Raw genomic sequence first — 21,091 nt, 5'->3', positions numbered from 1 at the left:
GCGTCAGCGGCAGATGCCCCAGAGCAGCTGCACGCCCGAGCCGGTGAGGACGGCCAGGTCGTTGAAGCCATCCTTGTCGAAGTCCGACGAGGCCAGGGCACGGATGCCCGCCTCCAGGTTGGTGGCGGACAGGGCCACCTGCGGCGAGAAGCTCCCACCCGGCTGGCCGAGCAGCACGCCCACCTCGTTGCCCAACGAGCCCACCACCAGGTCGGGCACCGTGTCGCGGTTGACGTCCATGAGCAGCAGGCGCGAGGGCGAGCGGACGGTGGGATAGGAGGCCTGGACGAAGAAGGAGCCATCTCCCCGCGCGATGAGCACGAGCACCTGATGGCGGCGCGAATCGGCGACGATCAAATCCGCCTGGGCATCTCCGTCCAGCCGCGCCGCCACGAGTCCGAGCGGCGTGCCACCCGTCTGGGTGAAGCGCTGCGCCGCGAAGGTGCCATCGCTCTGGCCCAGCAGCACGCTCACGGACTCGCACGTCGTGTCCTGCGGCGTCGAGGCGCAGGAGGCCGCGTGGGCGACGGCGAGGTCGGGGCGCCCATCCCCATTGAAGTCCGTGACCACCAGGGCCCGGGGCTCCGGAGACGCGAGGTAGGAAGTCGCCGTCCCCAAGGAACCGTCACCGTTCACCGCGAACACGGAGACCTCCTGGGTGTCCGCCTTGATCACCGCGGCGCGCCGGTTGCCGTTCTCCTCCCACACCTTCAGGTCGCGGAGCAGGGCCGCGGACGGCGAGGAGAGGAGCCGCTCGAAGGTGCCATCACCCCGGCCCCGGTACAGCCCGAGCGTGGAGTTGCCACTGTTGGTGGTGAGCACATCCAGGGAAGAGTTCCCATCGAGCTTCGCGAGCGCCATGGACGTGGGCTGCTCGGCGCGCCACAGGCTGGGCGTCTGGAAGAGCCCCTGGCGGCGGTTGAGCAGCACGGAGATGACCTTGCCGCCGGTGTCCGCCGTGACGAGATCCTCGAAGCCATCGTTCTGCAGGTCTCCCGCCGCCAGGTCCGCCTGCTCTCCGCCGAGCGCATAGCGCACCGGGGGCAGGAAGCCGCAGTTGCCCAGGCAGACGGCGCCGCCATCCGGACAGGAGCCCTGGCACGACGTGGAGCCTCCCGTGCACGAGGGTTTCGCATCGAAGGTGCCTCCATCACTGGCCAGCACGAGGCCGCCATCCGCGTCGGACCCCGTCCCCGGCCCCGGAGTCCCCGGCCCACCCGTTCCCGGAGGGTTGCCGATGGGAGGAGGAGGCCGCGGCTCACCGGGGCACGCCACGAGGAACATACACAACGCGCTCAACAGCGGCACCAGGCGCAGGGTGGGAACGGCGGAGTTTCTCGTCGACGACACGCGGGTGACCTCCGGGAAGGGAAGGGCCCGGAATCTAACCTCTCCACCCGCGCTCGCGCTCGCTGGATGGTGAACAACGTCGATGCCGGGAGTTCCGCTGCGCGCGTCTTGTTTTCACCACACTGCGCCACCACACCGGGCCACGCCAGCCGGGTCCTCGGCGATTGATGGAACAGGGCACGCAAGGAGGAGTTCTGGCCTCGACAACGCCGTACCAGGGGGCCATTTGCTCGACTTCAAGCGTGGTATAACACGCTCTCGCATGTCAAACATCAGGTCCATGTTTATCTTGTTAGTACTTTGCGGATGGGCGGGAACCGCGATGGGTGCCCCAGCCATCCCCCGGCTCGTGGCCGGGCAGGTACTGACGGTAGACTCGATTCGCTCTCAGATCGTGAACACCATCACGAGGGCTCCCTGATATGTCTTCTCAGGAGAAGACCGCCGTTCCCCTGCTGGACGTGCTCATGACCCTCCGTGAGGACATGACAGCTCGCGGCCGGGGACCCTATCAATACATCGGCATGCCCGATGTGGCTCATGTGACAGGATTCATCGTAGGTTACAAAGAATGCCTTCGTAACCTCGAAGTCGAGGTAGGGACGGATGCGTTGTTCAGGGATTGGCTGCGTGACGTCAAGCAGGCGTTGCCCGGCCAGGGTTGGGCGGCGGCCTATCTGGAGGAGTTCCAGGGTGACCAGGACCGGGCCCTCCGCAAGTATCTGGACTTCGTCGCCGAGTTCCGCGCCCTTCCACCTCAATCCCTGGCGGCCCTTCGCTGGCTCTATCAGGGCCCGCATCCCGCACTCCGGACGCCCTCCTGGACGTTCTCGCGCCCGCCCCCGACCACCTTGGATGTCTTGCTGAACATCCGCCAGGAGGTGGGTACGGTGCCGGGGCGGCTGGGAATGTTCATCGGGACCATCGACGTGAGGCGAATGGCGGGCTTCGTGGATGGCTACCGGTTGTGCCTCGCCCTCGCGGGTGCACGGGATGAGGAATATCCTCGCTTCGAGCGTTGGCTCCACGAGGAGAAGTCCCTCCCCGCGGGCCAGGAGTGGCCCCGGCCCTTCCTCCAGGAATGCCAGGGAGATGATGAGCAGGCCATCCACCGGCTGCTTGGGTTCGCGGCGGAGTTCCGCTCCGCGCGGCCCCATTCCTAGACACCTCCGCTAGCCTCCCCGCTCACGCTCCCGGCGATGGATGGTGGACACGTCGATGCCGAGGATCTCCGCCGCGCGCGTCTTGTTGCCGCCACACTGCGCCACCACGTAGGCGATGTACTCGCCTTCCAACTGGCGCAGCGGCACCAGCCGCGTCTGCGCCTGCACGAGCGGGTGCACGTCCACCGTCACTCCGGGCGCGTGCAACTGGAGCGTGGGCAGGTCCACCGTCTCCTTCACGGTGACGACGGCGAGCCGCTCCACGAGGTTCTCCAGCTCGCGCACGTTGCCCGGCCACGGCGCGGCGGCGAGCGCGGCGAGCGCCTCGGGGGTGAAGCCGGTGAGGCGCGCGCGGGGGTTGCGCTCGCGCGACTTCGCGATGAAGTGCTCCACGAGCAAGGGAATGTCCTCGCGCCGCTCGCGCAGGGCCGGCACGCGCAGGGGCACCACGTTGAGCCGGTAGAAGAGATCCTGGCGGAACTTCCCCTCGCGCACGCGCGCTTCCAGCTCCTGGTGCGTGGCGGCCACCACGCGCACGTCCACCTTGCGCGCCGCGTCCGCGCCCACCGCGCGCACCTCGCCATCCTCCAGCACGCGCAACAGCTTCGCCTGGAGCTCGGGCGCCATGTCGCCAATCTCGTCCAGGAAGAGCGTGCCCCCGTCCGCCTCCAGGAAGAGGCCGCGCCGGGGCGTGGTGGCCCCCGTGAAGCTGCCCTTCACGTGGCCGAACAGCTCGCTCTCCAGCAGCGCGTTGGGAATGGCCGTGCAGTTGATGGCCACGAAGGGGCCCGCCTGGCGAGGCCCCTCGAAGTGCAGCGCGCGCGCCACCAGCTCCTTGCCCGAGCCGCTCTCGCCCCGCACCAGCACCGGCGCGTGCGAGTGCGCCACGCGCTCGATGAGCTCGTACAAGGCCCGCAGGGGCGCGCTGCGGCCCACCAGCGCCGCGAACGCCGAGCGGTCCCCCACCGCCTGGCGCAGGGCGCGGTTCTCCTCGCGCAGCCGCCGCTCGGCGATGGCGCGCTGCACGTACAGCAGCACCTCGTCCAGCCGGAAGGGCTTGGTGAAGTAGTGCGCGGCGCCCCGCCGCATGGCCTCCACCGCGTTCTCCACCCCGCCAAAGGCCGTCATGATGAGCACCGGCAGCGTGGGGTCCGCCTCGCGCACGGCCGCCAGCACGTCGAAGCCGTCCACCTGCTCCATGCGCAAATCACACACCACCGCGTCCAGCACGCGCCCGCGCACCGCGGCGAGCGCCTCCCGCCCGCTCGTGGCCACGTCCACCGTGTAGCCCGCGTCCGTGAGGGCATCGGCGAGCAGCCGCGCCATCTCCACGTGGTCATCCACCACCAGCACTCGCCCTTCAGACGGCATGCCGCTCCTCGCTCGGCGGGGGCGTGACGGGCCACCACAACGTCACGCACGTGCCCTGCCCGGGTTCACTCTCCAACTCGATGCGGCCCCCATGGTTGCGGACGATCTGCGCCACCATCGTCAGGCCCAGCCCCGTGCCCTGGCCGCGCTTCTTCGTGGTGAAGAAGGGATCGAACACGCGGTTGAGGCTCTCCGGGGGAATGCCGCACCCATCGTCCCGCACCGTCAGGCGCACCCCGCTCCACGCCCCCGGCGTCCCCGGCGCCTCCACCTGGGCCGCCAGCCGCACCGTGCCCCCGGGCTCGCACGCATCACACGCGTTGAGCACCAGGTTGAGCACCACCTGCTGCAACTGGTCCGGCTCGGCGAGCAGCGGCGGCAGCCCCTCGGGCACCTCCACCTCCAGCCGCACGCGGCGCCGCTCCACCTCGCCGTGCAACAGCTCCTGCGCGCCGTGCAACAGCCCCCCGAGCGCCACGCCCCGCACCGCCACCGGCTGCACCCGCGAGAAGTCCAAGAGCTGGCGGATGGTGCGGCTCACCCGGTCTATCTGCTCGATGATGACCTGGATGCCCGGGGCCTGGGGATGCTGGGCGCCGAGCTTGCCCACCACGTACTCGGCCCGGCCGCGCACCACGCCCAGCGGGGTGCCAATCTCGTGCGCGATGCCCGCGGCGAGGATGCCCACCGTGGCCAGCTTCTCCGCGCGCAACAGCTGCGACTCGAGCGCGTGCACGTCGCTCAGGTCCTCCACCACGAGCAGCACCCGCACCTCGGCGTCGTGCCGCTCCAGGGGCACGGCGTGGATGCGGTACTGGCCCTCGGCGCCGAAGAGCGGCAGGGGCTCGCCATGCAGGCTGAGCACGCGCTCGGTGGCGCACGCCTCCTCGACGAGCGACACGAGCCGGTCCACCACCGCGGCGGGCGCGTCCGGGAAGGACTCGCGGAGGCTCGCGCCCACGGCGGTGGGGGGCAGGCGCTCGCGCAGGGCCTGGTTCACCGCGGTGATGTGCCCGTCGGCCGACAGCGCCAGGACGCCGGTGGGGATGTTGTCGAGGATCTTCTGCGTCTTCTCGTGCAGGTGGGCGAGCTGATCCGCGTGGCGGCGGCTCTCCTGGAGCGCGAGGGCGCGGCGCGAGGCGATGATGACGTAGGCGCCGAAGACGACGAGGAAGAAGGTCACCAGGGAAGCGCCGAGCGCCACGCGCAGGATGACGCCGCGCTCGTGGGCGCGCAGTTCCTCGGTGGAGGCGAACAGGGCCACGCCCCAGAAGGGACCGCCGCGCATGCGCACGGGGGTATAGGCGGCGATGGCGTCCGCCGCGCCCAGGCCCAGGCGAGCCGCCTCGCCCTCGGGCAGCCGCACCGTGCCGCGCTCGCCCGCGCGCAGGCGGCGCAACAGGGCGGCGAAGCCCGGCACCGCGTCCGACGCGAGGTCCACCCGGTTCACCCACTCCAGCAGCGTGGGCGCGCTCGCGCGGATGGGCAGGCCGTGCGTGCCGATGAGCAACAGCCGCACCTCGGGCTGGGTGGTGACGAGCTTGAGGGGGGCGAAGAAGGCCTCGGTGTCCACCAGCACCGCCAGGGCGCCCCCCGGCCCGTCCTCGCCGGGCGCGTACGCCGTGGCGAAGATGCGGTACCAGTCCCCGGGCGCGGCGGCCACGGGCAGAGAGGTGAGTATGTCCCCGGGCGCGCGCGCGAGCGCCTCGCGGGCCTTCTCCGTGAGGGCGGTGCTCACCGCGCCCCGCGTGACGGCCGGCCCCGCGCGCCGGTCCACGATGGTGAAGCGCGACTGCCCCTGGGCGTCCAGCACGACGATGGCCTTGAACTGCCCCACCACCTCCAGGAGCGCGAGCAGCTCGCGCCGGTGCTCGGTGACGGAGCCGGGGCGCGAGAGCAGCTCGCCCGCGAAGCGCAGGTCATCCGCCGCGTCGTCGAGCGCGTCGGACACCTCGCGCGCCGCGGCGTCCACCTGGGCGGTGCGCTCCGCCGCGAACTGCTCCACGAGCGCCGCCCGGTCCCTTCGGATGAGGTGCACCACGCCCACCACCACGCTCGCGAGCGCGATGCACAAGAGGAGCACGGAGACGGCGGCGTTGCGGTTCATGGCGGGGGCCCCGAGTGTGCCAGGAGCCCGGGCGCCGGGCTACGTCGCGGCCGGATGGCAGGACACCTCCAGCGGGAGCCCGAGCGCGGAGAGCTCCGCCAGTTCCCCGGGAGACAGCGAGAAGTGGCAGTCCCCCGTCCAGGCGACCACGAGCGAGAGGGTGGCCTGGGCGGCGCCGAGCGCCCGGAGGCCTGGCAGCGCTTCCTTCAATTCCCGCAGGGGCTCCAGGACGGAGCCGCCGGGGATGAGGTCGTCATCGAGCAACACGAGCAGGGCGCTGCCGTCGGCGAGGGCCTTGCCGGCGTAGCGTCCCGAGGGGGGAACGTCGCCGGGCTCGTTCGCGTCCACGAGCGCGAGCCCGGTGCGCTCGGCGGCGCGGGCGGGAGAGAAGGAGGGGCCCTGGAGGACACAATAGAGGAAGCGCCGGTTCATCCCATGTCCACCACGAAGGCCAGGGGCGTGCCGCGCCGCACGAGCAACAACGCGAGCACCTCGGGGGCCGGGGACCGGGGCACTCCGATCACGCTCCACGGGTCGGTGACGCCGAGCGGATAGAGAGAAGACGCGGGAGGTGGGGCCGGAGCGTACGCCGCGCGGGAGGGAGCGCGCACGCGCGAGACGGCCGGGCGCGCGGGACGTCGGCGCCGGGAGGGACGCTCGGCGCGGTGGACGGCGTCGGCACACCGCGAGCCGACGAGGGACTCCAGCGTGAGACACAGGGCCGCGCACAGCTGACGCAGGGTGGCGGGTCCCGGGGCCAGCGTCCCCCGCTCCAGGCGCCCGTAGGTGGAGGGGGCCAGGCCGATCCGCCGCGCCATCTGCTCCTGGGTGAGCGCCGCGCTCTGGCGGGCGGTGCGCAGCGTTCCCCGAAGCCTCTGGGCCAATCGTTTCCGGACATCGGCGGGCAGGTGACTTGGCATGGTGGCCCGAACCCTACCGACCCTGGACGTCAAGTCAACAGGTCATCCTATTTTGCCGGTCACTTGCCAACTTCCCTCCGTTTCAAGTAGGGCGCTCGCGGCTTCGCCCTCCCCGCACCGTCGGGGAAGACCACCGGGAGTGATCGCGCTCAGGGTCACGGTGAAGGTCCGCGCGGCCTGATGCTGGAGCAGCCTGCCCCGCCTCAGGGGCTCGGGGCGCGCTCCAGATGGTCGAGGATGCGCACCGGGGAGTCGACGATCACCTCCGCGTTGGCGTCCCGCAACGCGGAGAGGGAGTCGAAGCCCCACGACACGGCGATCATCCTCACGCCCACCTGCCGGCACGCCTCCACGTCCCGGCGCTCGTCCCCGACGTAGACGAGCTGCTCGCGAGACAGGCCGCGCCGCTTCATCAGCGCCCGCAGCGGCCGGGCCTTTCCGAAGACGCGGCTGCCACCCTGGATGCCCGCCACCCAGTCCTCCACGCCGTGCCGCCGCAGCACGTCGCGGATGTTCGACTCCTCGTTGGAGGACAGGATGCTCACCCGCAGCCCCCGGGCGCGCAGCTCGCTCAACAGCTCGGGGATGCCCTCGTAGAAGCCGAGCCCGGACAGCTCCTTGCGGTAGTTCTGGAGGAACTCGCCCACCAGCCCGGGCACGTGAAAGGGAGACACCCCCAGGCGCCGGCCCCGCTCGAGCAGCGGCAGGCCGCGCATCTCCTCCAGGTTGCTCGCGGTCAACAGGCTGAAGCCCCGGCGCCGGGCGATCTCGTTGTAGAGCCGGAGGACCAGCGCGCGCGAGTCCACCAGCGTCCCATCGAAATCGAACACGACGTCCGTCACCATCCGCGTCACTCCCATGGCCCGTCCCCTCACGGAACGTAGCCAACCTGACGGCGTGCCGCGTCGATCGTCTCGAGCACGGCGATGGAGCGGGCGAGCGGATGCAATGGCGACTCGGTGAGGCCCTCGGCGATGTGCCGGGCGGCCGCCGTGGCCTGGTAGGCGAGGCCGCCGCTGCCGCTCAAGGCGGAGGAATCACTCCAGCGCAGCCGCTTCTCCCCGGTGGGGGAGGAGAGCGTGAAGCCCCCGGGGGCGATGAAGCGCGACTCCACCTGGAGGCGAGCGAGCGTGCCGCTGATGGCCGCCTCGTTGGGAGTGTCGACGAAGAGCGAGGTGTGCACGAGCGCCTGAGCGCCCGAGTCCGTGGTCAACACGAGCGCGGTCTGCCCATCCACGCCCGTCTTCGCGAGCACGCCCGTCGCGAGCACCCGAGCGGGCGTGCCAAGCACGAAGTGCGCGAACCACAGGGGGTAGACGGCGAGATCGAGCAGGGCCCCGCCGCCGAGCGCGGGACTGAAGATGCGGCCCTCGGGCTCGAAGTCGAAGCGGACGCCGAAGTCCGCCACGACGAGGCGGGGATCGCCGAGCACGCCGTCGCGCAGGAGCCGGTCGATGAGCACGGTCTGAGGGAGGAAGCGCGTCCACATGGCTTCCATGGCGAACACGCCCGCCGCGCGCGCGGCCTGGGCGATCTCCCGGGCCTCGGCGGCGTTGAGCGCGAAGGGCTTCTCCACGAGCACGTGCTTGCCCGCGGCGATGGCGAGCAGGGCCTGCGCCTTGTGCCCGCTGTGGGGCGAGGCCACGTAGACGATGTCGATGTCGGGGTCCGCCACGAGCTGCTCGTAGGAGCCGTGGGCCCGCGCGATGCCATACGTCGCCGCGAAGCTCCGCGCGCGCTCGGGCTCGCGCGAGGCCACGGCGTGCACGCGCTGGTCGGTGTGCTGGTGGAGCGCCCAGACGAAGGCCCCCGCGATCCGGCCGGGCGCGAGCACGCCCCAGCGCAACACGGGCCCTCCGCGCAGGGGAGTGATGTCGGGCTCGGGCAGGGCGGAGGGAAAGGCACTCATGCGTCCGACCCTAGCAGCCGACACGCACCGTGTGGGTGCGCGCGTGGGACTCCATTTCACTCCTGCCCGCTTTACCTTCAGTGAAATAAGTTCAGGCGCATGGTCGCACGTACCGCCGTGGTGGGTAGCACGTCCTTGTTCCGGTTCGAGGTGTCTGGCGGCGCGGCGCCGCTGCGTGTCGTGAGCTTCTCCGGACACGAGCACCTGTCGAACCTCTATGAGTTCCAGCTCGAGCTGGCCTGTGAGGATGCGGCGTTGAGCTTCTCGGACGTGGTGGGCCAGCAGGCCCTGCTGACGATCGAGGGCGAACAGGCGCCTCGCCACGTGCACGGCATCGTCTCGCGCTTCGAGCAGGTGGGGAGCAAGCCGCGCTACACCCTCTACCAGGCCACCCTGGTGCCCCTGGTGTGGCGCCTCCAGCACCGGCGGGACAGCCGCATCTTCCAGGACCTCGCCACCCCGGACATCCTCCAGGAGGTGTTGCGCCGGGCGGGCATCTCCGGTGAGCACTTCGAGCTGCGGCTGAGCAGCACCTATGAGCCCCGCAACTACTGCGTGCAGTACCGCGAGTCCGACTGGGACTTCCTCTGCCGGCTCATGGAGGAGGACGGCATCTTCCACTTCTTCGAGCACCATGAGGACAAGCACGTGCTCGTCATGGGAGATGCCCCGGGGGCCTGCCAACCCATCGTGGGTGGCGAGGCGCTCGTCTTCCGCCACGAGCGCGGGCTCGTCACCGAGGTAGAGCAGATCCTCGGCTTCCGTTTCTCGGAGGAGATCCAATCGGGACGAGTGAGCCTGCGCGACTTCAACTTCAAGAAGCCGAAACTGGCCATGGACGCCAGGCATGAGGCCGGGAAGGACACGGACCTGGAAGTGTATGACTATCCGGGCGAGTACCAGGAGCCAGCGCGGGGCTCCTCAGCGAAGGGGGGAGGCATCGCGAAGCTGCGACTGGAGGAGTTGCAGGCCCGGCGCCAGGTGGGCCAGGGCGAGAGTGATTGCGAGCGGCTGCTCCCGGGCGCCTTCTTCACCCTCTCCGAGCACGCCCGGAGTGACTTCAACACCCGCTATCTGCTGACGGGCGTGGGACACCGGGGCCACCAGCCGCAGGTGCTGGACGAGGAGGCGCCGTCCGGTGCGTTCAGCTACTCCAATACCTTCTCCTGTATTTCCGCGAAGGTGCCCTTCCGGCCGCCCCGGCGCACACCGCGCCCCGTGGTGCGCGGCATCCAGACGGCCATCGTCGTGGGCCCCGCCGGCGAGGAGATCCACGTCGACGAGCATGGCCGGATAAAGGTCCAGTTCCACTGGGACCGGGAGGGCCAGCACGATGACAGGAGCTCCTGCTGGGTGCGGGTGAGCCAGCCCTGGGTGGGCGAGTCCTGGGGCGGCATGTTCATTCCGCGCGTCGGCCAGGAGGTCGTCGTCGACTTCATCGAGGGAGATCCGGACCGTCCGCTCATCACCGGACGCGTGTACAACGGGGTCAATCCTCCGCCCCATCCCCTGCCGGACCAGAAGACGAAGAGCAGCATCCGGACGAACTCGTCGCCGGGCGGAGGGGGCTTCAACGAGCTGCGCTTCGAGGACAAGAAGGGCGCCGAGCAGGTGTTCATGCACGCCCAGCGCAACATGGACGTGCACGTCAAGAACGACTCCCTGGAGGACATCCTCAACGACAGGCACCAGACCATCGGAAGGGACCAGAACGAGCGAGTGAAACGGGACCAGAGCCTCAAGGTGCACCGCCACCGCCAGGAGCACATCGGCGGGGACCTGAAACTGCTGGTGGGAGGCATCGACGGAGCAGGCAACCAGGACATCCACGTCAAGGCGAGCCGCAAGGAGAAGGTGGACGCGGACAGCCACCTCACCATCACCGGCAAGCGCAACGAGCATGTGGGGGACACCTGGTCCATCACGCTCGGCAATGACTTGCAGGTGAAGGTGGGCATCAACCACGCGCTGTCTGCGGGCAACGAAATCCACCTGAGCGCCCCCACGGTGGTGATTGAAGCGACCCAAGGACTGACGCTGAAGGTGGGGGCGAACTTCATCACCCTGGATCAGGCCAGCATCTCGGTGATGGGGACGGTGCTCAACCTCAACAGCGGGGGCGCGCCGCTCGATGGCCAGGGCGTGAAGCCCGTCAAGCCGGAGGAGCCCGCGGACGCGCAGCCCACCGAGCCGACGCCCGCGGACGGCGGGTGAGCCAGGACGCACCGGAGGAGCCCCGATGGTGAAGAAGAACGCGGTGGAGCGGCGGCTGGACGTGCTGCACGACCAGTGGACGGAGTTCGCCCAGCTTCCCGAGGCGCGCCTGTTGCGCTGGGTGGTGGAGCCGGACGAGGTGCGCATGGTGGAGGCCTTCCTGCGAAAGGAGGAGGACGAGCGGCTCGGGGAGTGTCCGGACCTCTTCCTGCGCCTGGAGGAGCCCTTCGACGAGCCGGCGCGGTACGGGCACGCGCTGCGCGAGGCCCTGGTACGGATGGAGGAGGAGAGCCGCGCCGGACTGGAGGAAGAGAGCCTGTCGGGCTGGAGGTGTCCTCCGGTGAAGGAGGGCGCGACGGACGAGGAAGCCTTCCTCGCCGCGTGCGAGTCCCTGCGAGACCATTACGAGGACCTGTGCGAGCACCTCGTCCTGGTGCTGCTGCCGGTGAGGGGAACGGACGCGAGCGCCTGGCGCGAGTGGTTGCGGCGCGCGGTGGGGAAGGCGAAGGCCCCGCATGTCCGACTGGTGGTGCTGGATGACGCGAGGACCCTGGCGCTGGAGCCGCTGGCGGAGCTGCTCCCCGAGCGGGTGGTGACAATTCCGGCGAGATTGGACATGGGGCGAGCGCTGGAGGAGCTATCGCGGGAGGCCGGGCACGTGGACACGCCGGGAGGACAGTTCCGGGAGCTGTTCGTGCGGATGGGCAACGCGGCGACGAAGGGGCACGTGGACAAGGTGGAGGAGCTGGGGGCACGGGCGGTGGCGGTGGCGGCCGCGCACGGGCTGGACTCGCTGGTGGTGACGGCGCGCTTCGTGATGGGGGGAGCACACCTGGGGGCGCAGCGGCCGCGCGAGGCGCTCGAGCACTACCGTCAAGCGGAGGCGGCGGCCGAACAGGCGGAGGCCAAGGGTGCACCGGAGGGCACGCCGCTGCGACTCAAGGCGCGACTGGCGCAGGGCGCCGCGCGGGTGACGGCCCAGGAGTACGCCCAGGCGGCCACGCTGTACGAAGAGACGGCGTCCCTGGCGCGCACGTTGAAGGACGCGCGCATGGAGTTGGAGTGCTGGCGGATGGCGAGCTGGTGCTGCGAGCTCCAGAAGGAGGTGGAGCGGGCGTGGGCGCACGGCCAGCGCGCGTGGGACGTGGGCCGGGCCATGGACGCCGCGACGAGGGAGACCTCAACGCTGCCCTACGTGGCGGAGGCGCTGGTGAGGCTGAGCCACGAGCGGCGGGGGCCTCGGGCGGCCCGGGAAATGGAACTGGAAGTCGAGTCGGTGCTGGGCCAGGACTGGCGGCCGGAAGCTCCGGCCGCGGGGGGACAGTGATGCTCGCGGTGAAGCACCTCGACCCCGTGCTGGGCGTGGACATCCACTTCATCATCACCCCGCCGGGGGCGGTGGTGCCCATTCCCCACCCGCATATTGGAATCGTGTTCGACCCGTTCGACTACCTGCCGCTCATCGGGGCGACAGTGAAGGTGAACGGGCTGCCCCGGGCGCAAGCGGGCACGGGCGGGCGCACGCTGCCTCCGCACTTCCCCATTGGCGGGGTGTTCGCCAAGCCGCCGGGCAACGAGAACGAGACGTTCATGGGCAGCGCCACCGTGGTGGTGGAGGACGAGCCCTTCACCTACATGCTGCTGCCGGTGTTGAGCTGCCAGGACATCGGCATGCCCTCGCCGCCGCGCAAGAAGGGGCCCGGAGCGAAGACGCTGCTGTTGCCCCTGTCCATCGCGCTGTCCATTCCCGCCGGACCTCCGGTGTTCGTGGGAGGGCCGCCCACCATCTCCCTGATGGGATTGGGGATGAACCTGGCGATGGGGGGCCTGCTCAAGGGATTGAAGAAGCTGCGCCGGGTGCAGAAGGGCAGCCGGAGGATGAAGGCGCTGTCGGACCGCATCCACCGCAAGGCGGCCGGCGTCATGGACAAGCTGGGGTTGAGCCAGCGTGCCCGGGACCGGGTGCACAAAGCCATCTGCACGCTGACGGGACACCCGGTGGACGTGGTGACGGGGCGGGTGGTGACGGAGGCGACGGACTGGGAGTTGCCGGGACCCATTCCGTTGCGTTTCACCCGCCACTACTCCTCCAGCCTGGGGTGGCGGGACACGGCGATGGGGTACGGGTGGAGCCACTCGTTGGACCTCGCGGTGTGGGAGGAAGACGGGCGGGTGGTGTACCGGGCGGAGGATGGGCGGGAGCTCGAGTTCGACACCACGGGCTTTCCCAGGAAGCGCATGCCCGTGGGCGCGCAGCTCTACTCACCCGTGGACAGGCTGACGCTGCTTCGGGTGGGCGAGCTGCGTTGGGAGGTGGAAGCAGCGGATGGCCTCACGCACGAGCTGCGGCGGGTACCCGGGGAGCGGCAGGCGGGCGTGTGCCGGGTGGTCCGCACGCGCGACCGGGTGGGGCACTCGGTGGAGTACGAGTACGACGGACAGGGCCGGCTGCGGTGGGTGAGGGACAGCGCGGGCCGACGGGTGCTCTTCGAGAGTGACGCGGCGGGACGCCTCATCCGGGTGGCACTGCCACATCCACGCGAGCCGGGACAGGTGACGCACAACCGCTATGTGTACTCGGAGGCGGGGCACCTGCTGGAGGCGCGAGACGCCCTGGACCAGGCCATGCGCTACGCCTACGAGGGCGCGCTGCTGATCCGGGAGACGGACAGAACGGGACTCTCCTTTCATTTCGAGTACGACGGACAGGGTCCGGACGCCTGGTGCATGCGCACGTGGGGGGACGGTGGCATCTTCCACCACCGGCTGCGCTACGACAGACAGGCACACATCACCGAGGTGACGGACTCGCTGGGCCACACCACCACGTACGAGTCGGACGGACGCGGCGTGGTGGTGCGGGAGGTGGACGCGCTGGGAGGGGAGAAGCGCAAGGAGTACGACGAGGCGCTGCGCCTGGTGGCGGAGACAGACGCGCTGGGACACACCACGCGCTACGAATACGACGCACGGGGCAACCGCACGAAGGTGGAGGGGCCGGACGGGGCCGCGGTGACGGTGCGCTACAACGCCCACAACCAGCCCGAGGAGGCGACCGACACCAACGGGGGCACGTGGCGCTGGCGCTACGACGCGCGAGGCCAGCGGTTGGAGGAAACCAATCCCCTGGGGGAGACGCGGCGCTACGAGTACGCGGACGGCCTCCTGGTGGCGGAGGTGGGTGGAGGCGGCGAGCGGACGGAGTATGGGTATGACGAGCACCGCAACCCGACTCGGGTCCACCTCCCCACGGGAGGACTGGTGCGCCTGTCGTATGACCGACGAGGCCGGAGGGTGGCGCTGCGAGATGCGCGCGGTGGCGGGGAGCGGGTGCAATACGACTTGCTGGACAGGCCCGTGCGGGTGGAGGGGCCCGGCGGCGAGGTGCTCGAGAGCCGTTACGACGCGGAGAGCAACCTGCTGGAGGTCAAGGGACCCCTGCGGCAGGTACGCCTGGGCTACGAGGGCTTCCACTGGCCCGCCTTCCGGGAGGAGGCGGGCACCCGGCTGAGCTGGCGCCATGACGCCGAGGGCCGGCTGGTGGAGGTGACGAACGAGGCGGGCGAGGTGTACCGCTTCACGCGGGACGCCCTGGGGCAGGTGGTGCGCGAGGAGGGCTTCGACGGAGCCGCGTGGACCTACCAATACGACGCGGCTGGGCGGCTGACGCGGGCCATCCAACCCAGCGGGCGGACACGGCAGCTGTCCTACGACAAGGCCGGACGGCTGGCACGGGTGGAGTATGGCGATGGCACCTTCAGCGCCTTCCGCTACCGGGCGGACGGGGCGCTGGTGGAGGCGGAGAACGAGTCGGGCAAGGTGGCCCTGGAACGAGACGCGCTCGGGCGGGTGGTGGCCGAGAAGCAGGCGCACGGGGAGGTGACGTCGCGCTATTCGCCAGCGGGCCACCGGGTGGAGGTGGAGAGCACGCTGGGCGCGCACCAGAAGATGCTGCGGGACGCGCTGGGCTCGGTGCGGGGGGTGACCTACACCTCGCCGAGCAGGCCCGAGTGGGCCGTGCGCATGGAGCGGGACGCGGGTGGGCTGGAGGTGGCGCGGTGGATGCCGGGCGGAGTGGAGGCCACCTGGAAGCACGACGAGGCCGGCCGCCCCACCGAGCGACGCACGCGGGTGGGAGGCGGCACGGTGGCCCGGCGAACCTGGCGCTGGCGATCCGAGGGGCAGTTGGCGGCCATGTCCGACGCGGCGCATGGCCCCACCGACTACATCCACGACGTCCGGGGACGACTGGTGGGAGAGAGGCGGCCCGACGGCAGTCTCCAGCACCGAGCCATGGACGTGGTGGGCAACCTCTACCGCCAACCGGGACGGGAGGACAGGCGCTATGGCCCGGGCGGACGCCTGCGGGAGGCGGACGGCATCCACTACACCCATGACGCCGACGGCAACCTGACCGAGAAGCAAACACCCCAAGGCACCTGGCGCTACAACTGGAATGGAGCGGGCCTGCTGCGAGAGGTGCAGCGGCCGGACGGCCAGCGCGTGCTCCTGGACTATGACGCGCTGGCTCGACGCACACGAAAGGTCGTGCTGAGCGCGGAGGCGGAGGACCTATCAGCCCCCGGACGTGAGGTGCGTTTCGTATGGGACGGGCACGTGCCCCTGCACGAGGTGGCCTCGTCCGAGGGACTCACCACCTGGCTGTTCGAGCCCGAGAGCTTCGCCCCTCTCGCCAAGGAGGACACCACCGGGCGCTATGCCGTGGTGACCGACCACCTGGGTGCACCCACCGAGATGTACGACGAGTTGGGGCAACTCGCCTGGCGCATGCAGTTGGACGCCTTCGGAGTGGGCAAAACCGACGTGGCCCTGCGGCACTGCCCCTGGCGCTGGCCGGGACAGTACGCGGACGAGGAAACAGGCCTCCTCTACAACCGCTTCCGCTACTACGATGCGTACGCCGGACGCTACATCAGCCAGGACCCCCTGGGGCTGGCGGCTGGACCCAGCATCTATGGCTACCCCGAAGATCCCCTCTCCGCCACTGACCCCTTGGGTCTGACTGGGTGTCCGGAACTGGCAAAGAAGCAAGAGGCTGCGGCAACTGCACTCACTGCACTCCGGAAAGCGTTCCCTGATGCAAAGGTAGGATTCCGGGGATCTTTGGCTCGCGGAGCAAAGGGGGCCCACAAAAAGGGGGCGCCCTTCGATCCAACGGATTTTGATGTCGACGCCTTCGTCGTGAGTGACGCGCTGGCGGCTCGGGTGGACGCGAACGCCGGAGGGTTCCGCAATCTGGGTAGACTCCCTGAATACCGGGGGCTTATTGGAGATGTCGGTGCGAGCGTGAAGTCAATTCCGGGAGTTCGTCAAGCCGACACATTCAAGGTCAGAGTTTTCTCCGAAGCCGAATTCGAAAAGGTTGGTGCGGACGAAAGATATCTGCTGAGGTAACTACAAATGAAATCTCTCAAATTCCCTGTCGTCTATGTAGACTTCACCAGTCCAGACCCCTTGATGATGCTCGCCCACAAGCTCTCTGAACAGCTTTTCGGTGGCATCGAATTCATCGGAGAGAACTCCGGGATATGGGATGAGGTACCTGCCGTTCGTTTGGCCCGCCGGTTCCTTGGGTTGAGTGTGGAACTGGGTGGGACAGATGGACGCTATACACTTCAGGTTGATGCGCCTGAGTTCCCATGGCCATTGGTGCCCGAGACGGAACGAACAAGTGCCAGCGTGGACATCTCCAGCTTTGTCGCTCATTTGTTGGGGCAGATCCCAGGAGTCGAACTTTCCGTCGACGGTTGGTCTGGTAAGCCGCAATAGGAACTGGGGCAACTCGCCTGGCGCATGCAGTTGGATGCCTTCGGCGTGGGCAAGGCCGACGTGGCCCTCCAGCACTGCCCCTGGCGCTGGCCGGGACAGTACGAGGACGAGGAAACAGGCCTCCTCTACAACCGCTTCCGCTACTACGACGCGTACGCCGGGCGCTACATCAGCCAGGACCCCCTTGGGCTTGCCGCTGGGCCCAGCCTCTATGGCTACCCCGAGGACCCTCTCTCCGCTACCGACCCTCTTGGTCTTTCCAAGAAACCATGTAACGAGGTTTACCGAGAACTTAGCTTTGATGATAGAGTAAATTTTGACTCTGGACTCGGGCTTGTCCCCAAGGGGGAAGGAGGAAGCATCGCGGATCACGTCGCCGGGAAGAAATCCGGTCATATATCCCCAGAAGCTACAAAAACATTCTCTAGCAAGAACGGCTTGGTCGCTATCGATGTGGACAAAGCCATCCAATTGGGCGCCAAGTTCATAGACCATGGAAACGTTCTCAACGCCGTCTCAAAAGACCTAACCAGCAGACGCAATGCAAAACGCGCCGAAGAGGTCTTGTTCAGAGGTCCGATCCCTCAAGAGGCCATTCGGCTGATCAGGAGATAAAATGCCCGCTCTTTCTGAATATACCAACGTTTACAACACTGCCCTCTTGATTCTACAGAAGAAGGGCTTCCAGGTCTGGCTCGACGAGTCAATCGACATGTATTGCGCGGAGAAGGACGGCTGGGACTTCATGGCACAAACTCCCTGCGGACTTCTCGGAGTGGTAGCCATCTTCGAGTACAAGCAGCCCTCGGAGTATCGCGAGTACTGGTGGCAAGAGCAGGGACAGGACATCTACTCGAATCTGCCCCGTCAACCCCGTGCTTACAAACCGGTTTGAAAGAAGCAGGCATTCACGTCAGCGACCGAATGGGCATGCCCCTGATGCATCCTCCTCACGTCCACAAGCGGCGAACGAGGGAGTCATATGCGGCTATCTGGAATGACAATTCGGTATACCCATGTCGCATTGGAGAGATGAACGAAGGTGCACAATCCTCCTCGAAGCGCTATTCGAGGAGATGTTGCACACCCGGGAGGCGGTCGCGGGCCGTGCAACCCAGCGGCAGGAGACGGCACCTGTCCTACGACGAGACCGGACGGCTGACGCGGGTGGAGTACGGAGATGGCACCTTCAGCGCCTTCCGCTATCGACCGGACGGGGCGCTGGTGGAGGCGGAGAACGAGTCGAGCAAGGTGACCCTGGAGCGGGACGCGGGCGGGCTGGAGGTGGCGCGATGGATGCCGGGCGGCGTGGAGGCCAATAGGCTCTGCCATGACCGATGAGAATTCGCAGGTACTCAACCTCATGCAGGCGATGATTGGCGCCATCACGCCCAACTTCCGCAGGGTCACCCTGGAACTGCTCTCCCCCAGGACTGTTTGTCTTCGCTTCATTCTTGAACGAGATGACCCGGATGACCGGGAGGAACTGGATGACATCGCCTTTGAGTTCGAGGCGCTCCAAACCCACGGCATCGAGCTTGACGTGAAGGTCATCGTGGACGCTCGGCCCATCGCGGAACTCGATCTTCCGGGGAGGGTGGTCTTCGGCCGGAAGGAGTAGGTCGTCCGAGGCCCCTCACGAAGCTCCAGCGCGGGAGCGTCGTCACGAGGAGGATCGGCGCCGCGGTTCCAAGGAAGGCCATACGCAGAGTCTCCTGGGCCACCAGCGACCCCGGGTGACGACGCGGCGCGTCCCGACTGCGCGCTGGCCATCACCTCTCCCGACTCGCGGGCCCTCTGGATTGACTCCCCAGTCAGGGGTGTGCAGGAGAATGGGACGCGGGCAGGCGCGGGCCCGCTGCCTGCCTACCCCTCCGCCGCGCCGGGAGTTCCACCATGAAGCTTCCTTCCCCGAACCGCCTCCCCTGGCGCGCCCTCATCGCCGCGGGCGCCGTCCTGTCCTGCGGCACCCCGTCCGTCGACTCCAGCACGCCCGACACCTCCAACACCCAGGTGAGCCAGGCGGGGCTGTCCTGGACGCTCGGCGCCCAGTACGACGCGACGCAGAGCAACATCACCTTCAACGTCTTCTCCTCACGCGCCACCCGCATCGAGGTCTTCGTCTACAACACCGCCCAGGGCGAGCAGGAGAAGGCCCGGTACGCGCTCACCAAGAACGCCAACAACGTGTGGAGCACGACGGTGGCCGTCTCCGCGCTGCGGAGCGCTGGCGTCGCCGGCACCGTGTACTACGGCTATCGCGCCTGGGGCCCCAACTGGCCCTACAGCGCCTCCTGGACCAAGGGCAGCTCCACCGGCTTCGTCTCGGACGTGGACGCGCAGGGCAACCGCTTCAACCCCAACAAGCTCCTGGTGGACCCGTACGCGCTCGAAATCAGCCACGACCCCACCAACCCCAGCAACACGGACGGCACCCTCTATGCCTCCGGCCCCACCCACCGCACCAAGGACAGCGGCACCAAGGCGCCCAAGGGCATCGTCCTCGCGCCAGACACCACCACCTTCGGCACCAAGCCCACGCGCGCCCTCAAGGACGACATCATCTACGAGGTGCACGTGCGCGGCCTCACCAAGGGGGACTCGAGCATCGCCGCCGCCTACCAGGGCACCTACAAGGGCGCGGGCCTGAAGGCCGCGTCACTCGCGGCGCTGGGCGTCACCGCCGTCGAGTTCCTCCCCGTGCAGGAGACGGACAACGACGACAACGACGTGGTCCCCACCACCACCCAGGACGACAACTACTGGGGGTACATGACGCTCAACTTCTTCGCGCCGGATCGCCGCTACTCGTCCGACCGCACCCCCGGCGGCCCCACGCGCGAGTTCAAGGAGATGGTGAAGGCCTTCCATGCCCAGGGCATCAAGGTCTTCATCGACGTGGTCTACAACCACACGGGCGAGGGCGGCTCGTGGAGCAGCTCGGACACGAGCACCTACAACGTCCTCACCTTCCGCGGCCTGGACAACCCCACGTACTACAGCCTCACCAGCGACAAGCAGAGCAGCTGGGACAACACGGGCGTGGGCGGCAACTTCAACACGCGCAACGGCGTGGCGCAGGATCTCATCATCCACTCGCTCAAGTACTGGAAGGACGAGCTGGGCGTGGACGGGTTCCGCTTCGACCTCGCGTCGGTGCTGGGCAACACGTGCGAGCACGGCTGCTTCAACTACGACAAGATGGACAGCGGCAACGCCCTCAACCGCGTGTGGAACAACCTGTCGCCGCGCGCGCCGGGCGGCGGCACGGGCGCGGACCTCATCGCCGAGCCGTGGGCCATTGGCGGCAACAGCTACCAGGTGGGCAACTTCCCCAGCGGCTGGGCCGAGTGGAACGGCTACTACCGCGACACCTTCCGCAAGGACCAGAACCAGCTCGGCTCGGCCACGGTGACGCCGGGCGACCTGGCCACGCGGCTGGCGGGCTCCTCGGACCTGTATGGGGATGACGGCCGCAAGCCCGCCCACTCCATCAACTTCCTGGTGGCCCACGACGGCTTCACCCTCAAGGACCTGTACAGCTGCAACAGCAAGAACAACTCCCAGGCCTGGCCCTACGGCCCGTCCGACGGCGGCGAGGACCACAACATCTCCTGGGACCAGGGCGGCGCGGGCGCGGATCAGCGCCGGGCCGCGCGCAATGGCCTCGCCCTGCTGATGCTCAGCGCCGGCACGCCCATGTTCAACGGCGGCGACGAGTTCCTGCGCAGCCAGAACTGCAACAACAACGCCTACAACCTGGACTCCAGCGCCAACTGGCTCAACTACTCGCTGACGGCGGAGCAGACGAACTTCAAGACGTTCGCCCAGCGGCTCATCGCCTTCCGCAAGGCGCACCCGGCGCTGCGCCCGGCCAACTTCTTCAGCGGCTCGGACACCAACGGCAACGTCATGGAGCAGCTGCGCTGGTTCCGCCCGGACGGCGCCCTGGCGGACTCGGCCTACATGACCAATGCCGGCAACCACGCGCTCGCCTGGCGCATCGACGGCACCGAGTTCGGTGACCCGGCCGCGGCCATCTACGTCGCGTACAACGGCTGGAGCGACGCGGTGAACTTCACGCTGCCCTGGCCCTTCGCCGGCAAGAGCTGGTACCGGGTGACGGACACGTGCAACTGGGCCGAGGGCTCGACTCAAGTGGCGAGTCCCGGCAGCGAGACGCTCGTCGGCGGGGAGAACACCGTCTACGGCGTGTGCGCCCGGGGCCTCGTGGTGCTGATCGCGAAGTAGACGAAGGAGAGCGCAG

The 21,091-nt window shown here is 68.7% G+C and carries 17 protein-coding genes; 10 read left to right on the top strand and 7 right to left on the bottom strand.

Annotated features, from left to right (window positions below; all coding sequences use genetic code 11):
• Positions 1 to 3 precede the first annotated feature (3 nt).
• Positions 4 to 1,350 (bottom strand): FG-GAP repeat domain-containing protein, encoded by a 1,347-nt coding sequence (locus D187_RS07040; protein WP_002628434.1) that lies wholly within the window; start codon positions 1,348 to 1,350, stop codon positions 4 to 6.
• Between the two features lie 611 nt (positions 1,351 to 1,961).
• Between D187_RS07040 and D187_RS07035 the strand changes: the two genes are divergently transcribed.
• On the top strand, positions 1,962 to 2,513 hold the full coding sequence (locus D187_RS07035; protein ID WP_245591628.1) for a hypothetical protein: 552 nt from the start codon (positions 1,962 to 1,964) through the stop codon (positions 2,511 to 2,513).
• A 9-nt stretch (positions 2,514 to 2,522) separates the two neighbouring features.
• Here D187_RS07035 and D187_RS07030 read toward each other — a convergent pair whose 3' ends face one another.
• From D187_RS07030 to D187_RS07005, 6 genes are all read right to left on the bottom strand, one after another.
• Positions 2,523 to 3,884 (bottom strand): sigma-54-dependent transcriptional regulator, encoded by a 1,362-nt coding sequence (locus D187_RS07030; protein ID WP_043428597.1) that lies wholly within the window; start codon positions 3,882 to 3,884, stop codon positions 2,523 to 2,525.
• Positions 3,874 to 5,991, bottom strand: coding sequence for a two-component system sensor histidine kinase NtrB (locus D187_RS07025; RefSeq protein WP_002628431.1), 2,118 nt, complete (start codon positions 5,989 to 5,991; stop codon positions 3,874 to 3,876). The genes D187_RS07030 and D187_RS07025 overlap by 11 nt, the downstream gene beginning before the upstream one ends.
• 39 nt (positions 5,992 to 6,030) lie before the next feature.
• On the bottom strand, positions 6,031 to 6,423 hold the full coding sequence (locus tag D187_RS07020; protein WP_002628430.1) for a hypothetical protein: 393 nt from the start codon (positions 6,421 to 6,423) through the stop codon (positions 6,031 to 6,033).
• Positions 6,420 to 6,875, bottom strand: a complete 456-nt coding sequence (locus D187_RS49560) for a helix-turn-helix transcriptional regulator (RefSeq protein WP_002628429.1) — start codon at positions 6,873 to 6,875, stop codon at positions 6,420 to 6,422. The genes D187_RS07020 and D187_RS49560 overlap by 4 nt, the downstream gene beginning before the upstream one ends.
• A 239-nt stretch (positions 6,876 to 7,114) precedes the next feature.
• Positions 7,115 to 7,771 (bottom strand): HAD family hydrolase, encoded by a 657-nt coding sequence (locus tag D187_RS07010; RefSeq protein WP_020917833.1) that lies wholly within the window; start codon positions 7,769 to 7,771, stop codon positions 7,115 to 7,117.
• Between the two features lie 11 nt (positions 7,772 to 7,782).
• A complete protein-coding gene (locus D187_RS07005; protein WP_002628427.1) occupies positions 7,783 to 8,820 on the bottom strand; it encodes a Gfo/Idh/MocA family protein in 1,038 nt (345 codons plus the stop codon).
• A gap of 99 nt (positions 8,821 to 8,919) precedes the next feature.
• Here D187_RS07005 and D187_RS07000 point away from each other — a divergent pair, with 99 nt between their 5' ends.
• From D187_RS07000 to D187_RS06965, 9 genes are all read left to right on the top strand, one after another.
• Complete coding sequence (locus tag D187_RS07000; RefSeq protein WP_051256237.1) at positions 8,920 to 11,034, top strand: type VI secretion system Vgr family protein; 2,115 nt, start codon at positions 8,920 to 8,922, stop codon at positions 11,032 to 11,034.
• Between the two features lie 25 nt (positions 11,035 to 11,059).
• Positions 11,060 to 12,361, top strand: coding sequence for a hypothetical protein (locus D187_RS06995; protein WP_002628425.1), 1,302 nt, complete (start codon positions 11,060 to 11,062; stop codon positions 12,359 to 12,361).
• The gene (locus D187_RS06990; protein ID WP_002628424.1) at positions 12,361 to 16,449 is read left to right on the top strand and encodes a DUF6531 domain-containing protein; all 4,089 of its coding nucleotides are present in this window, start codon (positions 12,361 to 12,363) and stop codon (positions 16,447 to 16,449) included. Before D187_RS06995 ends, D187_RS06990 begins: the two co-directional genes overlap by 1 nt.
• Before the next feature lie 6 nt (positions 16,450 to 16,455).
• A complete protein-coding gene (locus D187_RS54805) occupies positions 16,456 to 16,824 on the top strand; it encodes a hypothetical protein (protein WP_155893202.1) in 369 nt (122 codons plus the stop codon).
• 45 nt (positions 16,825 to 16,869) lie between these two features.
• Positions 16,870 to 17,439 (top strand): RHS repeat-associated core domain-containing protein, encoded by a 570-nt coding sequence (locus D187_RS49555; protein WP_211241467.1) that lies wholly within the window; start codon positions 16,870 to 16,872, stop codon positions 17,437 to 17,439.
• 1 nt (position 17,440) lies between these two features.
• Positions 17,441 to 17,719: a hypothetical protein gene (locus D187_RS06980; protein ID WP_002628423.1), complete on the top strand. Its 279-nt coding sequence runs from the start codon at positions 17,441 to 17,443 to the stop codon at positions 17,717 to 17,719.
• Positions 17,720 to 17,931: 212 nt separating this feature from the next.
• Positions 17,932 to 18,165 carry an RHS repeat domain-containing protein gene (locus D187_RS06975; protein WP_002628422.1) on the top strand — a complete coding sequence of 78 codons (234 nt, stop codon included), beginning with the start codon at positions 17,932 to 17,934 and terminating at the stop codon, positions 18,163 to 18,165.
• Positions 18,155 to 18,445, top strand: a complete 291-nt coding sequence (locus tag D187_RS06970) for a MafI2 family immunity protein (protein ID WP_211241466.1) — start codon at positions 18,155 to 18,157, stop codon at positions 18,443 to 18,445. The genes D187_RS06975 and D187_RS06970 overlap by 11 nt, the downstream gene beginning before the upstream one ends.
• A gap of 275 nt (positions 18,446 to 18,720) precedes the next feature.
• Complete coding sequence (locus tag D187_RS06965; RefSeq protein WP_002628420.1) at positions 18,721 to 21,075, top strand: glycogen debranching protein; 2,355 nt, start codon at positions 18,721 to 18,723, stop codon at positions 21,073 to 21,075.
• Positions 21,076 to 21,091 lie beyond the last annotated feature (16 nt).

This window comes from Cystobacter fuscus DSM 2262 (genome assembly GCF_000335475.2).
In the GTDB taxonomy this organism is placed as follows: domain Bacteria; phylum Myxococcota; class Myxococcia; order Myxococcales; family Myxococcaceae; genus Cystobacter; species Cystobacter fuscus.
The sequence above is the reverse complement of the archived record's forward strand: the minus strand, read 5'-3'. Positions and strand labels throughout refer to the sequence as shown.